Annotated in this window: 13 protein-coding genes; 10 read left to right on the forward strand and 3 right to left on the reverse strand. The window is 71.7% G+C overall.

Annotated elements, in window-relative coordinates:
* Positions 1-3: 3 nt before the first annotated feature.
* Positions 4-444, reverse strand: coding sequence for a pyridoxamine 5'-phosphate oxidase family protein (locus tag EMA17_RS25620; RefSeq protein WP_126639476.1), 441 nt, complete (start codon positions 442-444; stop codon positions 4-6).
* Positions 445-1,015: 571 nt separating this feature from the next.
* Here EMA17_RS25620 and hpnC point away from each other — a divergent pair.
* The 9 genes from hpnC to EMA17_RS25665 all read left to right on the forward strand — a co-directional run bounded on the left by hpnC (position 1,016) and on the right by EMA17_RS25665 (position 11,402).
* A complete protein-coding gene (hpnC, locus tag EMA17_RS25625) occupies positions 1,016-1,915 on the forward strand; it encodes a squalene synthase HpnC (protein ID WP_371863039.1) in 900 nt (299 codons plus the stop codon).
* A 10-nt stretch (positions 1,916-1,925) separates the two neighbouring features.
* Positions 1,926-2,807, forward strand: coding sequence for a presqualene diphosphate synthase HpnD (gene hpnD / locus EMA17_RS25630; protein ID WP_126639477.1), 882 nt, complete (start codon positions 1,926-1,928; stop codon positions 2,805-2,807).
* A 90-nt stretch (positions 2,808-2,897) separates the two neighbouring features.
* Entirely contained in the window at positions 2,898-4,271 is a 1,374-nt protein-coding gene (gene hpnE / locus EMA17_RS25635) for a hydroxysqualene dehydroxylase HpnE (RefSeq protein ID WP_126639478.1), read from the forward strand.
* Complete coding sequence (locus EMA17_RS25640) at positions 4,268-5,296, forward strand: polyprenyl synthetase family protein (protein ID WP_078974790.1); 1,029 nt, start codon at positions 4,268-4,270, stop codon at positions 5,294-5,296. The genes hpnE and EMA17_RS25640 overlap by 4 nt, the downstream gene beginning before the upstream one ends.
* A gap of 4 nt (positions 5,297-5,300) precedes the next feature.
* Positions 5,301-7,214 carry a squalene--hopene cyclase gene (gene shc / locus EMA17_RS25645; protein WP_126639479.1) on the forward strand — a complete coding sequence of 638 codons (1,914 nt, stop codon included), beginning with the start codon at positions 5,301-5,303 and terminating at the stop codon, positions 7,212-7,214.
* An 11-nt stretch (positions 7,215-7,225) separates the two neighbouring features.
* Positions 7,226-7,855, forward strand: coding sequence for a phosphorylase family protein (locus EMA17_RS25650; RefSeq protein WP_126639480.1), 630 nt, complete (start codon positions 7,226-7,228; stop codon positions 7,853-7,855).
* Positions 7,836-9,215, forward strand: a complete 1,380-nt coding sequence (locus tag EMA17_RS25655) for an aspartate aminotransferase family protein (protein WP_126639481.1) — start codon at positions 7,836-7,838, stop codon at positions 9,213-9,215. The genes EMA17_RS25650 and EMA17_RS25655 overlap by 20 nt, the downstream gene beginning before the upstream one ends.
* An 82-nt stretch (positions 9,216-9,297) precedes the next feature.
* On the forward strand, positions 9,298-10,173 hold the full coding sequence (locus EMA17_RS25660) for an amidohydrolase family protein (RefSeq protein WP_246126889.1): 876 nt from the start codon (positions 9,298-9,300) through the stop codon (positions 10,171-10,173).
* Positions 10,170-11,402 (forward strand): amidohydrolase family protein, encoded by a 1,233-nt coding sequence (locus EMA17_RS25665; RefSeq protein WP_246126890.1) that lies wholly within the window; start codon positions 10,170-10,172, stop codon positions 11,400-11,402. Before EMA17_RS25660 ends, EMA17_RS25665 begins: the two co-directional genes overlap by 4 nt.
* 54 nt (positions 11,403-11,456) lie before the next feature.
* Here the strand turns inward: EMA17_RS25665 and EMA17_RS25670 are convergent, their stop codons facing one another.
* Together EMA17_RS25670 and EMA17_RS25675 are read right to left on the reverse strand one after the other, a co-directional pair.
* On the reverse strand, positions 11,457-12,182 hold the full coding sequence (locus EMA17_RS25670) for an SDR family NAD(P)-dependent oxidoreductase (RefSeq protein WP_126639482.1): 726 nt from the start codon (positions 12,180-12,182) through the stop codon (positions 11,457-11,459).
* A 114-nt stretch (positions 12,183-12,296) separates the two neighbouring features.
* Positions 12,297-13,187 (reverse strand): NAD(P)H-binding protein, encoded by an 891-nt coding sequence (locus EMA17_RS25675; protein ID WP_126639483.1) that lies wholly within the window; start codon positions 13,185-13,187, stop codon positions 12,297-12,299.
* Positions 13,188-13,329: 142 nt separating this feature from the next.
* Between EMA17_RS25675 and EMA17_RS25680 the strand changes: the two genes are divergently transcribed.
* A complete protein-coding gene (locus EMA17_RS25680) occupies positions 13,330-14,250 on the forward strand; it encodes a LysR family transcriptional regulator (RefSeq protein ID WP_126639484.1) in 921 nt (306 codons plus the stop codon).
* Positions 14,251-14,252: the final 2 nt, after the last annotated feature.

Consider the following 14,252-nt stretch of genomic DNA (forward strand, 5'->3'; position numbering starts at 1 on the left):
CGCTCAGGCGGGAATCGGCCGGCCCGCCGCCCGGAGCAGCCGCCCGGCGACCACTTCGGGCACGATCCGGAAGAACCCGTGTGGGTGTTCCGACTCCCACATGGGCGGCAGCACCTCGGCCAGCCGGGCACCCTCGTGCGATTCGTCCACCCGCGACACCCGGCCGGTGACCGTGACGGTCCACCCGTCGTGCTCGCGCGGGTCCCAGGCGTCCGCCTCGAACGCGCACACACCGTCGTGCAGCGCCGCGTGTACCCGCCGGTCGGCGGCCAGTCGGAAGGCGAGCGTGCCCCGGTCGAGCCGGAAGCGCACCGGCAGGATCGCGGGCAGCGCGTCCAGGGTGAACACGACCCGCCCGATCGGCACGGAGGCCATCAGGCCGAGCGCGTCCTCGGGCGCGAGTTCGCGCGGGGCCCGCGCGTATCGATTCGTGTCGTCCGGCATGCCTCCAGCGTGCCCCGGGGCCGGCCGCGTGCGCAGGGGCAAAAGTCCCGGATGTGTGGACCGTCGGTCGGCCGGGTGGAGGCGGCTCGGCGAGGGGCGCGCATTCGGGTATCGATTCGGTGTACGGCGGCGTGTCGGCGCGCACCGCTATCCTCGGGGTATTCCGCAAATCCGGAAAGTTGATCAACATTTCGCCGAGCACTCGCTTTATCGACCCCACTTGGTCCATTGCGCACGGATAATCGCCGTACTCCTCATGCGGAAGGCGGAACTCCGCACTACTCCGCAAGGAGGGGATCGCGCGACGAAACCTCCTCAGGTGCCCGGAAACCACCGGGGCATGCCGGACGTCCTGAGTGGTACGGGGATCGGCGAGGGTGCCCCGGACGTTCGTGGTGATAACAAAAGTGTTTCGCGAAGGAAAAGTCCGGGTGAGCTATGACACGCGTGTTCTCGGTGCTTGATCGATCCGACTTCGATCGGGCAAGCTGAACCGTCAGACCGACCGGGACGGCACGAATTCCTGGCCAACTGTAATGTTGGGAATGTTTTCGGGGGTCCAGGGAGAGATATGGGGAGTGATTCCCGCGGTCTCGAGCGCGCGCCCGGCGCGAGCGACGACGACACGGCGGGCATCGACGCCGCGATCATCGACCCGGACGTCGTCATGCGTCAGGCCGGGCACGAGAACTTTCCCGTGGCGATGGGGATCCTGCGCCCCGATCACCGGCGACACCTGCTGGCCGTCTACGGCTTCGCCCGCCTGGTCGACGACATCGGCGACGAGGCCGAGGGGGACCGCGTCGCCCAGCTCGACGCGTTCGAGACGGACCTGCGTCGGGTCTTCACCGGCGAGCCGCGCCTCGAGGTGTTGCGCCGACTGCAACCGAGCGTGCGCGAACTCGATCTGCCGATCGAGCCGTTCCTGGGTCTGATCGAGGCCAACCGGCAGGACCAGGTGGTCCGCCGCTACGCGACCTACGACGACCTGGTCGCGTACTGCGCGCTGTCCGCCGATCCGGTCGGCCGGATCGTGCTGCACGTGTTCGGCCGCGCCACCGAGGAACGCGTCGCCCGCTCCGACGAGATCTGCACCGCGCTCCAGATCGTCGAGCACCTGCAGGACGTGGCGGAAGACCTCGACCGTGACCGGATCTACCTCCCGCGGGAGGACATGGACCGGTTCGGCGTCACCGAGGCCGACCTCGCCGCGCCCGCCGCCACGCCCTCGGTGCGGCGGCTGATCGCCTACGAGGCACACCGCGCGACGCGGCTGCTGCGCACCGGCGCACCGCTCGCGGGGACACTGCGAGGGCGCGAGCGCCTCGCGATCGCCGGATTCGTGGCCGGTGGAAGAGCGGCCCTGGCCGCGATCGGCGACGTCGGCTTCGACGTCCTGGCCCACCGGGCGAAACCCGGGAAGGCCGCCCTGCTGCGCGAGCTGTCCGGCGTACTGGTACGAAAGAGGTAAAAGGGGAACCATGGACGTCGACGCTTCGTATGCGTATTGCGAGCGCCTGACCCGCAATCAGGCGCGCAACTTCTACTACGGCATCAGGCTGCTGCCCGAGCCCAAGCGCCTCGCGCTCAGCGCCGTGTACGCCTTCGCGCGAGAGATCGACGACATCGGCGACGGCGACCTGCCCGCCGACCGCAAGGTCGCCGAGCTGGCCCGGATGCGCAAGCAGCTCAAGGACCTGAGCGCGGACCGCGATCCGGTCGCGGTCGCGCTCGCCGACGCCGCGACCCGGTTTCCGATCCCGCTGTCCGCGCTCGACGAACTGATCGACGGCGTCGAGATGGACGTGCGCGAGACCGAGTACGAGACCTTCGACGAGCTGCGGGTCTACTGCCGCTGCGTGGCGGGCTCGGTGGGCCGGCTCTCGCTGGGCATCTTCGGCTCCCGCGACTCGCTGCACGCGCCCGACCTGGCCGACACCCTGGGCATCGCGCTCCAGATCACCAACATCCTCCGCGACATCAAGGAGGACAAGGAAAACGGCCGGGTCTACCTGCCCCGCGAGGACCTGGCCAAGTTCGGCCTGGAGGACGCGTGGCACCGGGACGGCGGGTTCACCCAGAGCGCCGCGTTCGACGACATGGTCCGCTTCGAGGCCGAGCGCGCCGAACAGCTCTTCGAGCGGGGCCTGACCCTGCTCTCGCTGCTCGACCGGCGCAGCGCCGCCAGCACCGGGGCGATGGCGGGCATCTACCGCCGGCTGCTCACCAGGATCCGCGAGGAACCGGGCCAGGTGCTGATGGGCCGGCTCTCCCTCCCGGGTTGGGAGAAGGCCGAGATCGCCGCGCGCGCGCTGGCCGGAGTGCCGGTCGGCGCCCGCTCGCTGCTCGCGCGCGGGCGGTGAGACGTCGGGCGTTGACCGGCCCGGAGCCGGTGGGGCAAACCGGTCGCAGGGGCCGGTACAGGGATTGATCACGTGGGTACGGAGCAAGGCATGAGCGCACGCATGGTGGTGATCGGGGGCGGCCTGGCGGGCGTCACCGCCGCACTCGCCGCCGCCGACGCCGGCGTCGAGGTCACCCTCCTCGAGGGTCGGCCCAGACTGGGCGGGGCGACGTTCTCGCTGCGCCGCGACGACATGTGGCTCGACAACGGGCAACACGTCTTCCTGCGCTGCTGTACCGAATACATCGCGTTCCTGGAGCGCGTCGGCAGCGCCGACAAGGTCTACCTCCAGCCCCGGATGGACGTCCCGGTCCGCACCCCCTGGGGCACCCGGACCCGGCTCGCCCGCTCCGGCCTGCCCGCCCCGCTGCACCTGTCCTCGGCGCTGGCCCGCTACCCGCTGCTGACCATGGCCGGCCGGGCCCGGGTCGGCCTCGCCGCGCTCGCCCTGCGCCGGCTCGACCCGGCCGACCCCGCCCTGGACGAGGTCACCTTCGCCGCGTGGCTGGACCGGTTCGGCGTCACCGCCCGCGAGCGCGAGGCGATGTGGGACCTGATCGGCATCGCCACCCTCAACCTGCCCGCGACCGAGGCCTCGCTCGCCATGGCGGTCAAGGTCTTCCGCACCGGCGTGCTCGACCGCAACGACGGCGCGGACATCGGGTGGAGCCTGGTCCCGCTCCAGGAACTGCACGGCGACGCCTCGGCCCGCGCGCTGGCCAAGGCGGGGGTCCGGGTGCGGCTGCGGGCCCGGGTCGACGCGCTCGACGCCGGCGACGGCGGCTTCGTCGTACACGCCGGCGGCGAGCGGATCGAGGCCGAGGCGGTGGTACTGGCCGTGCCGCACTACGACGCCGCCCGGCTGCTGCCCGCGGGCGCCCTGCTGCTCGACGACGTGCTCGCCGACCCGAACCTGCTCACCGGCCTCGGCACCTCGCCGATCGTGAACCTGCACGTGGTCTACGACCGCCCGGTCCTGGACACTCCGCTCGCCGCCGGCATCGGGAGCCCGGTCCAGTGGATGTTCGACCGCAGCGCCGGCCACGGACTGGCGCCGGGCCGCTACGTGGCGGTGTCGTTGTCCGCGGCGGGTCGGGAAATCGACCTGACGAGCGCGCAGCTGCGGGATAGGTTCGTCCCGGAGCTGGCCCGCGTGCTGCCCGCTGCCCGGCAGGCCCGGGTGGAGCGGTTCGTGGTCACCAAGGAACGGTCCGCGACCTTCCGTCCCGCCCCCGGTTCGGGCCGGCTTCGTCCCGGCCCCCGGACCGCGATCCCCGGTCTCGCCCTGGCCGGGGCGTGGACCGCCACCGGATGGCCCGCGACGATGGAGGGCGCCGTTCGCAGCGGCCTTTCCGCCGCTCGCGAGGCCCTCCCGCATCTCGGCCGCACCCGTGCCATTCCGGAGAGGACGACGCCGCTATGACGCTCGCCGACGCATCGATCGCCCCCGCCGTGCTCGATCGCGCGCGCGAGGCGAGTCGCCCCGCGCTGCGGGTCGCGACCGCCCGACTCGAACCGCCCCTGGCCCGCGTGGCCGCGTACCACATGGGGTGGGCCGACGAGGCGGGCCGCGAACTGCCGGGCAACGGCGGCAAGGCGCTGCGCCCCGCCCTCGCACTGCTGTCCGCCGAGGCGGTCGGCGCGCCGACCGCCGTGGGCGTTCCGGGCGCGGTCGCGGTCGAACTCGTGCACAACTTCTCGCTGATCCACGACGACCTCATGGACGGCGACGAGGAACGTCGGCATCGGCCCACCGCGTGGAAGGTCTTCGGTCCGGGACTCGCCGTCCTGGCGGGCGACGGACTGCTCGTGTTGGCCGAACAGGTCCTGATGGACGCCGACGAGGCGGACGGCGATCGGGCCGCCCGCCTGCTCACCGAAGCGACCGCCAGGTTGATCGACGGACAGTCCCAGGACCTGTCCTTCGAGGCCCGACTCGACGTCACCGTCGAGGAGTGCCTGACCATGGCGGGCAACAAGACCGGGGCCCTGCTGGCCTGCGCGTCGGCGATCGGGGCGGCCCTCGCGGGCGCCGACGAGCGCACCGTGCAGGCGCTGTACGGCTTCGGGCACCATCTCGGCGTCGCCTTCCAGGCGGTGGACGACCTGCTGGGCATCTGGGGGCGACCCGAGGTGACCGGCAAACCCGCCTGGAACGACCTGCGCCGGCGCAAGAAGTCCGTGCCGGTCGTCGCCGCGCTCGCGAGCGACACGACCGCCGGCCGTGAGCTGGCGCGCATCTACACGGACGAAGGACCGCGCAACGAGGAGGGACTGGCCCTGGCCGCGCGCCTGGTCGAGGAGGCGGGCGGACGTGCCCGCACCGAGACCGAGGCGGCTCGGCGCCTGGAGCAGGCGATGGCCTGCCTGGACTCCCTTGACGTCCCGCAAGGTACCTACACGGACCTGACCTCTCTCGCGGCCTTCACCACCACTCGGGAGTTGTGAAGAGATGACAGTGACCGCCCAGCCGGGAATCGGCGATGTCAGTGATGACCGGGTCAGGGACGCGCTCGACAAGGCCGTCGCTCATCTGATGGACCTTCAGGACGATGCGGGCTGGTGGAAGGGGGAACTCGAGACCAACGTCACGATGGACGCCGAGGATCTGCTCTTCCGCGAGTTCCTGGGCATCCGCACCGAGGAACAGACCGCGGCGAGCGCCCGGTGGATCCGGGCCAACCAGCGTGCCGACGGCACCTGGTCGACCTTCTTCGGCGGCCCCGCCGACCTGTCGGTGACGGTCGAGGCCTACGTGGCGCTGAAGTTGGCGGGCGACGACCCCGACGCCAAGCACATGGCCGCGGCGGCGGAGTTCATCCGCGACGGTGGCGGCCTGGCCGAGACCCGGGTGTTCACCCGCTTCTGGCTGGCCTTCTTCGGCTGGTGGTCGTGGGACGAACTGCCGGTGTTGCCGCCGGAGATCGTCTATCTGCCCAAGTGGTTCCCGCTCAACGTCTACGACTTCGCCTGCTGGGCCCGGCAGACCATCGTGCCGCTGACCATCGTCAGTTCGATGCGTCCGGTCCGGCCCGCGCCGTTCGGGCTGGCCGAACTGCGCCCGACCAAGCCGGTGGTGGGCAAGACGGCCGCCGCCGACCCGTGGTCGCGGGTGTTCCGGGCGCTGGACGCCGGGCTGCACCAGTACCGGAAGCGGCCGATCAAGCCGATCCGGCAGGCCGCGATGCGCAAGGCCGAGCAGTGGATCATCCGCCGCCAGGAGGCCGACGGCGGCTGGGGCGGCATCCAACCGCCGTGGGTCTACTCGCTGATCGCGCTGCGGCTGATGGGGTATCCGCTCAACCACCCGGTGATGGCCCAGGGCATCAAGGGCCTGGACGGGTTCACCATCGTGGACACCGACGAGGACGGCGAGGTGCGCCGCCGGTTCGAGGCGTGCCAGTCGCCGGTGTGGGACACGGGCCTGACCCTGGTCGCCCTGCGGGACGCGGGGGTCCCGGCGGGCGACCCGAGGGTGGTCAAGGCGGCCGGGTGGTTGATGGACGAGGAGATCCGCGAGGTCGGCGACTGGGCGGTGCGCCGACCGCACCTGGAACCGGGCGGGTGGGCCTTCGAGTTCGCCAACGACTACTACCCGGACACCGACGACACGGCCGAGATCGTGATGGCCCTGCGTTATACCGACCACCCCGACGGGGCGCGCAAGGACGCGGTCCTGGACCGGGCCGAGCGGTGGACCGCAGGGATGCGCAGCAAGGACGGCGGGTGGGGCGCGTTCGACGCGGACAACGTCAGCATCCTGCCGCTGAAGTTGCCGTTCAGTGATTTCGGCGCGGTCACCGATCCGCCCTCGGCGGACGTGACCGCGCACATCGTGGAGATGCTGGCCGACGGCGGCGCCCGCTACAGCTCGTATGTGGCCGACGGCGTCAAGTGGCTGATGGAGCATCAGGAGGCGGACGGCTCCTGGTTCGGCCGGTGGGGCGCGAACTACGTGTACGGCACCGGCGCGGTGGTGCCGGCGCTGGTGACCGCGGGGGTCGACCCCCGGCACGCGGCGATCCGGCGCGCGGTGGCCTGGCTGGAGGCCCGGCAGAACCCGGACGGCGGCTGGGGCGAGGATCTGCGCAGCTACGACGAGGCCGACGCCTGGTCGGGACGTGGCGAGTCGACCGCGTCGCAGACCGCGTGGGCGCTGCTCGCGCTGCACGCGGCGGGTGAGTTCGGCGAGGTCGCGCAGCGTGGGATCGACTGGCTGACCGAGCATCAGAACGAGTTGGGCGGGTGGGACGAGCCGCAGTTCACCGGCACCGGCTTCCCCGGCGACTTCTACATCAAGTACCACATGTACCGGCTCGTCTTCCCCGTGATGGCGCTCGGTCGGTACGCCAGGACGACAGGCTGATCATGCCCTTGATGGTGGTCACTCCGCTTCGGATCGAGATGCGCGCGGTCGAGGCGGGGCTGATGGGGGCCTTCGACGTGCGTGTGGTGCGCGCGGGCATGGGAGCGGACAAGGCCCGTGCCCGTGCGCGGGCCCTGTCCGCGCTGCCGGCCGAGGAGTTCGACACCTTGGCGGTCGCGGGCTTCGGCGCGGGCGTGGGACCCGGGGTCGCGGTGGGTGACGTGGTGGTCGCCTCCGAGGTGCGCGGCCCGGACGGGACGGTGGTCGAACTGCCCACGTCCGGAGTGTTGGCGGAGTGGATGGGACGGGTCTCGCCGAAGCTGACCGTGCATCACGGCCCGATCGAGACGGTGGACAAGCTGGTCACGGGTCGCGCCCGGGGCACGCTCCGCGAGCGGGGCGTGCGGGCCGCCGACATGGAGTCGGTGCATCTCCTCGCGGCGGCGGGGGAGCGGCCGGCCGGGGTGATCCGGGTGATCACCGACACCCCGGAGCGCGAACTGCTCCGGCCCCGCCTGGTGGTGGACGGGTTCCGGGCGTTCCGCACGTTGCGCCACGCCACCCCGGCCCTGCTTGACTGGGCCAACGACGAGCGAACCAAGTCAGGAGGTACGGCGGGCGATGACGTTCGACCTGGGTGAGACGTACGAGGCGTACGCGGACCGCGGCTTCGAGCTGCACGCGAAGCACCTCAACCCGCAACTCCCGCGCGTGCTGCGGACGATCGGCATGGACCGCAAGTACGTCCGGGCCGAAGGGCCGTACCTGTACGACGACAAGGGCGACCGATACCTGGACTTCCTCTCCGGGTTCGGCACCTATGGGGTGGGCCGGCACCATCCCGTGGTGCGCAAGGCGATGCGGGACGTGATCGCGCTCGATCTGCCGGACATCGTGCACTTCCACACCCCGCCGCTGGCCGCCGCGCTGGCCGATCGGCTGCTCGCCCGGGCACCCGGGATGGATCGGGTGTACTTCTGCAACAGCGGGACCGAGGCGGTCGAGGCGGCGCTGAAGTTCGCCCGGTTCGCCACCGGGCGGCGGCGGATCGTCTACATCGACCACGCCTTCCACGGGCTGACCACGGGCGCGCTCTCCGTCAACGGCGCGGCCGAGTTCCGCAAGGGCTTCGAGCCGCTGCTGCCGGACGTGGGCATCAAGCTGGGCGATCTGGACGCGCTGGCCCGGGAGTTGAAGCGCGGTGACGTCGCGGCGCTGATCATCGAGCCGATCCTGGGCAAGGGTGTGCTCGCGCCGCCGCCGGGGTGGCTGGCCGCCGCGCAGAAGTTGTTGCGCGAGCACGGCGCGCTGCTGATCGCCGACGAGGTGCAGACCGGGATGGGGCGCACCGGCAGGTTCTTCGCGTATCAGTGGGAGGACGGCGTCGAGCCGGACATCGTCACGATCGCGAAGGCGCTGTCGGGTGGCTACGTGCCGATCGGCGCGACGCTGACCCGTGACTGGGTGTTCAAGAAGGTCTATTCGACGATGGACCGGGTGCTCGTGCACGACTGCACGTTCGGCGGCAACAACCAGGCGATGGCGGCGGGCCTGGCCACGCTGGCGGTGCTCGACGACGAGGACCTGATCGGGAACAGCGCGCGGATGGGCGACGCGTTCACGGCGGCGCTGACCCCGCTGATCGACAAGTACGAGCTGTTCGCGGAGGTGCGCGGGCGCGGCCTGATGATCGGCCTGGAGTTCGGCAAGCCGCGCTCGCTGAAGTTGCGGGCCGGGTGGACGGCGCTCCAGGCGGCCCGACACGGGTTGTTCGCGCAGATGGTGGTGGTACCGCTGTTCCAGCGGCACCGGGTGCTCACCCAGGTGGCGGGCGACCACATGGACGTGATCAAGCTGCTGCCGCCGTATGTGATCGGACAGGAGGACGTGGACCACTTCGTCGCGGGCTTCGTGGACGTGATGGACGACGCGCACAAGGGCACGGGGCTGATGTGGGACTTCGGTCGAACCCTGATCAAGCAGGCGATGACCAACCGCTGACGCGCTCGTTCGGCTATGGCCGTTCCCCCCTGCTGCTGTTAAGTTGATGGAGTCAATCAACTTTATGGGCAGGGGGTTCGCCATGTCCGAGGCCGGGTCCGCCGGCGCGTCGGGGGCGGTCGATCTGATGATCGGCTTCCCGAGTGCGCAGGCCAGGAGCCACTACGACTTCCTGAAGCCGCAACTGCGTGACGCGGAGAGCGGCGAGATGGAGTTTCCCGCCGAGTACATGTTCAAGGGTGTGCCGAACCGGCTGGACGAGGGTGCCGATCCGGTCGAGGTGACGATCGGGCGGATGGACGCGTGCGGCGTCGGGATCGGCCTGGTCGGGCTGAGCGAGACCGCGCTGCGCGCGATCGCCGCGCACCCGAAGCGGTTCCGGCCCACGCTGGAGGTGGACCCGAACGACATCACCAAGGCGGTGCGCCGGATCCGGGCGGCGTACGAGGAGCACGGGATCGTCGCGGTGACCACGTTTCCGGCGGGCTGCAATCCGCAGGTGCCGGTGAGCGATCGGCGCTACTACCCGATCTACCAGACCTGCGTCGACCTGGATCTGCCGATCGTGTCCAACGCGGGCATCGCCGGTCCGCGGGTGCCGTCCGCGTGTCAGGACGTGATGCACTTCGATCAGGTCTGCTACGACTTCCCCGAGCTGCGGATCGTGATGCGGCACGGCGCGGAGCCGTGGGAGGACCTGGCGGTCAAGCTGATGCTCAAGTGGCCGGGGCTGTACTACATGACCTCGGCGTTCGCGCCGAAGTACTACCCGAAGGCGATCGTCGACTACGCGAACACGCGTGGGGCGGACAAGGTGATGTACGCGGGCTACTACCCGATGGGGCTGTCCCTGGAGCGCATCTTCCGCGAGTTGCCGGATGTGCCGTTCAAGCCCGAGGTGCGGGCGAAGTTCCTGCGGGAGAACGCGATGCGGGTATTCAAGCTGGAGGAGCGATGATGGGCGGATCGGGCGGATCGGGCGGATCGGGCGGTTCGGAGCGGTACACCGTCATCTCGGCGGACGGGCACGCCGGCGCGGGCATGGACGTCTACCGGGAGTTCCTGGACCCGGCCTGGCACGAGGAGTTCGACGCCTGGCGGGGGCGCTACCGCAACCCGTTCCGCGATCTCCAGGGCGACGGGCGCACCCGCAACTGGGACGACGAGCGGCGGATCGCCGAACTGGCCGCCGACGGGATCGTCGCCGAGGTGGTGTTCCCGAACACGGTGCCGCCGTTCTTCCCGACCGGCCAACTGCTCGCGCGGCCCCCGTCGTCGGCGCACTCCTACGCCCGCCGGCTGGCCGGGATCCGGGCGCACAACCGCTGGCTCGCCCAGTGGTGCGGCGGGGCGAATGCCGTACGCCGGGCCGGACTCGCCCAGGTGTTCCTGAACGACGTCGACGACGCGGTGACCGAGGCGGTGTGGGCCAAGGAGAACGGGCTCGCGGGCATCCTGATCCCGACCACGCCGCCGGACGCGACCGGGATCCCGCCGCTGTACGCGCAGGACTGGGACCGGCTGTGGGAGGTGTGCCAGGACCTGGAGTTGGCGGTGGTCAACCACGGCGGCTCCGGCAGTCCGGACTACGGGGACCACCCGGCGGCGACCTTCCTGTGGATCGCCGAGGCGACGCTGTTCTCCCGTCGGCCGCTGACCCACATGTTGTTGTCCGGGGCGTTCGCGCGCTTTCCCCGGCTGAAGTTCGCGATCACCGAGCAGGGCGCCGCCTGGGTCCCGCCGCTGCTGCGGCAACTGGACGCCTACCACGCGCAGATGGCGTCGGGGCGGATCGGCGAACTCAAGTACACCGAGGCGGACCGGCTGCCCGAGCCGCCGAGCGCCTACTTCGCCCGGAACTGCTGGGTGGGCGCGAGCTTCCCGTCGCCGACCGAGGCCGAGGCGCGGCACGAACTGGGCGTGGACCGCTACATGTGGGGCGCGGACTACCCGCACGACGAGGGCACTTACCCGTACACGCGCGAGTCGCTGCGCCGCTCGTTCCACGACGCGTCGCCCGAGGAACTGCGCGCGATCCTGGCCGGCAACGCGGCCACGCTGTACGGCTTCGACCTGGCCGCGCTGGACGTGCTCGCGGCGGAGGTCGGGCCGACGCACGCGGAGGTGGCCCGGCCGCTGACGGCGGTCCCCGAGGACAGCAACAGCCCGGCGTTCACCCGATCCTGAGGGTGGGTCGACTCGGGGACACGGCGTGTCGCCGAGAAGCGGGCCTGTGGGCCGCTACCGGCCCAGTACGTGGCCGCCGCTGACGTTGACGAACTCGCCGGTCATGTAACCCGCTTCGGGGGAGGCGACGAAGGCGACCGCGGCGGCGATGTCGTCGGGGCGGCCGACCCGCTTGACCAGGGTGGCCTCCGCGCGGCGGGCGAGTTCGGCGGCGTCCTGGACCATGTCGAAGGCGAACTCGGTGTCGGCGACGTAGCCCGGGACGACGATGTTGGCGGTGATGCCGTCGGGGCCGACCCGGGTGGCGAGGGTGTGGTTCCAGGCGTGCACGGCGGCCTTGGCGGCGCCGTACGCGTTGTTCCCGCGCAGTCCGGCGGTCGAGCCGATCGACACGATGCGGCCGCCGGGGCGGGCGATGCGAGGGAGCAGGGCCTCGGTGAGCAGCACCGTGGGCAGCACGATGTGGTCGTACATCCCGCGCCAGTGGTCGGCGACGGCGGCCAGGTCGGGCTCGTCGAGCGCGGGCAGCCGCCGGCCGGCGTTGTTGACCAGCACGTCGACCCGCGCGGGCAGCGACTCCCGGGCCTGCTCCACCGCATGAGGGTCCGTCAGGTCGACGGCGACCGCGACCCCGCCGATCTCCTCGGCGACGGCGGCGATCGGTCCGGGACGACGGCCCAGCACGGTCACGTGGTCGCCCTGCGCGGCGAATCGGCGCGCGATGGCCCGTCCGATGCCGCTGCCCCCGCCGCTGACCACCACGAATCGCCGTGCGCTCATGCCCCGTTGTCCCCTCGTAGGATTCGTCGCGATCCTACGAGGGGGAAGGCGGCCCGACCCGCCCGTATCGGTGTGATCACAGGCACGTGCGCCGCGTGTGTGGGCCGGGTTCGGTCAGGCCCGCACGGCGGGCCTCAGCACCTCCTCGCACCACCGGCGGAACGTGGTGGGCGCGGTCTCGGGCGTGCTCGGTGCGTCGGCGCCGTAATAGCCCTGGGCGTCCAGCGAGTCCACCATGTCGGCGAGCCCCCGGGCCCACGCGTCGCTCGCGCCGAAGCCGACCAGGGTCGCCCTGTACTCGGCGCCGGTCGTGCGCCGGAAGCGCACCGGCCGGTCGAGCACCTCGGACAGGACGTCCGCCATGCCCTGGGGGCTCAGGTCGTCGGGGCCGACCAGCGGGACGTCTTCCGTGCCGGTCCACGCGTCGTCGAGGAGCAGCCGGACGGCCGTGGCGGCGATGTCCCCGGTGGCGCAGGTGCGCAGGACCCGGTCCTCGGTGGTGGCCAGGAAGAACATGCCCGTGCGGTGGATCGCCGCGACCTGGTGCAGCAGGTTCTCCATCAGGAACGGCGGACACAGGGCCCGGTAGTGCACGTCCATGGCGGCGATCGTCTCGTCCATGGCGAGCGAGGCGGAGATCTGCCCGGCGTTCTCGGCCACGCCGCGTCCGAGGGTGGAGACGCCGACGACGCGGCGGATGCCGTCGCCGCCGACCACGTCGCGCAGCGGCTCGGTGAAGTCGCGGAAGTGACCGTCGACGCTCGCGGCTCCGGGCGTCGGCGGCACCAGCCAGAAGATGCGGTCGGCGCCCGCGCACGCCTCCTTCAGCACGGCGGGGTCGGCGTGCGAACCCGCGACGACCTCGACCCGTGCGCGTACGTCCGCGGGAAGGCGGGCGGGGTCGCGGGCGATCACCCGGACCGACGGCGCGGTGCCCGGGGCGTCGAGGAGGCCGGCGAGTACCTGTGCGCCGATTTGTCCGGTCGGGGTGGTGACGACGATCACGAAAGCTCCATGGGAGGTGTTCGAAGGGATGTCGTCGAGCCTGGTGGCCGGCGGCCCCGAACTGAAGGATCGATCGGCTCCCGGTTGTTACCCTCAGGGCAATACCGAGTGGAGAGCGAGAGGGAGAGGGGAGGGGGAGTACGTGGAATCCCGCCCGCTGCGCTACTTCGTCGCCGTCGCCGAGGAACTGAACTTCGCTCGCGCCGCCGAGCGGCTGGGGATCTCCCCGCCGCCGCTGTCCCGCGCGATCCGCGCGCTGGAGACGGAACTGGGCGCAGTCCTGTTCGAGCGGACCACGCACAGTGTGGCGCTGACCCCGGCCGGGACGGTGCTCCTGGCGGAGGCGCGGCCCGCGCTGGACGCCCTGGAGGCCGCCGGGCGCCGGGCCCGGCGGGCCGCCGACGCCTCGCCGAAGCTGGTGCTGGCGGTCAAGGCGGACGGTGACGGGGACCTGCTGGAGCCGATGCTGGCGCACTACGGGGCCGAACCGGGGGCACTGCCGGTCCAGGTACGGCTGTGCGGGTGGCTCGAACAGCCGGACCTGCTGCGCCGGGGCGAGGCGGATGTGGCCCTGGTCCACGAGCCGTTCGACCGCGCCGGCCTGGACGCCGAGACCCTGATCGCCGAGCCGCGCATGGCCGCGCTGGCCGCCGGGCACCCGCTCGCGGCCCGCGAGTCGTCGACCCTCGCCGACCTCGGCCTGCGCCCCGAGGATGTGGACCGGTACATCGAGGAGAACCGCTGCGCGGGCCGCGACCTCGCCCAGTTGCTGATGCTCGTGGCCCTGGGCGGCCGAACCCCGCTGCTGCCGATGTCCGTGGCCGCCCGGTATCCCCGGCCCGGCGTGGTATTCCGACCGATCGTGGACGCGCCGCCTTCGGTGCTGGCCGTCGCCTGGCCCGAACGGTCCTGCTCGACGGCGGTGGCGGCGCTGGTCCGGGCGGCCTCGGCGGCGGCCTTTGCGGCGGCCTCGGCGGCGGTCGGGACGGGGGTCGGGAGCCGTGACGCGGGCCACGTCCGGATCCCGGAATCCGGCATTGATGGTTGGCGGGACCCCGACTAGAG

Source organism: Embleya hyalina, from assembly GCF_003967355.1.
GTDB lineage: Bacteria > Actinomycetota > Actinomycetes > Streptomycetales > Streptomycetaceae > Embleya > Embleya hyalina.

Bases quoted from the DNA above. Each gene is read 5' to 3' on its own strand.
- shc (WP_126639479.1), top strand. From the start codon at position 5,301: ATGACAGTGACCGCCCAGCCGGGAATCGGCGATGTCAGTGATGACCGG.
- hpnE (WP_126639478.1), top strand. From the start codon at position 2,898: ATGAGCGCACGCATGGTGGTGATCGGGGGCGGCCTGGCGGGCGTCACC.
- EMA17_RS25660 (WP_246126889.1), top strand. From the start codon at position 9,298: ATGTCCGAGGCCGGGTCCGCCGGCGCGTCGGGGGCGGTCGATCTGATG.
- EMA17_RS25655 (WP_126639481.1), top strand. From the start codon at position 7,836: ATGACGTTCGACCTGGGTGAGACGTACGAGGCGTACGCGGACCGCGGC.
- EMA17_RS25620 (WP_126639476.1), bottom strand. From the start codon at position 444: ATGCCGGACGACACGAATCGATACGCGCGGGCCCCGCGCGAACTCGCG.
- EMA17_RS25670 (WP_126639482.1), bottom strand. From the start codon at position 12,182: ATGAGCGCACGGCGATTCGTGGTGGTCAGCGGCGGGGGCAGCGGCATC.
- hpnD (WP_126639477.1), top strand. From the start codon at position 1,926: ATGGACGTCGACGCTTCGTATGCGTATTGCGAGCGCCTGACCCGCAAT.
- EMA17_RS25640 (WP_078974790.1), top strand. From the start codon at position 4,268: ATGACGCTCGCCGACGCATCGATCGCCCCCGCCGTGCTCGATCGCGCG.
- EMA17_RS25665 (WP_246126890.1), top strand. From the start codon at position 10,170: ATGATGGGCGGATCGGGCGGATCGGGCGGATCGGGCGGTTCGGAGCGG.
- hpnC (WP_371863039.1), top strand. From the start codon at position 1,016: ATGGGGAGTGATTCCCGCGGTCTCGAGCGCGCGCCCGGCGCGAGCGAC.
- EMA17_RS25650 (WP_126639480.1), top strand. From the start codon at position 7,226: ATGGTGGTCACTCCGCTTCGGATCGAGATGCGCGCGGTCGAGGCGGGG.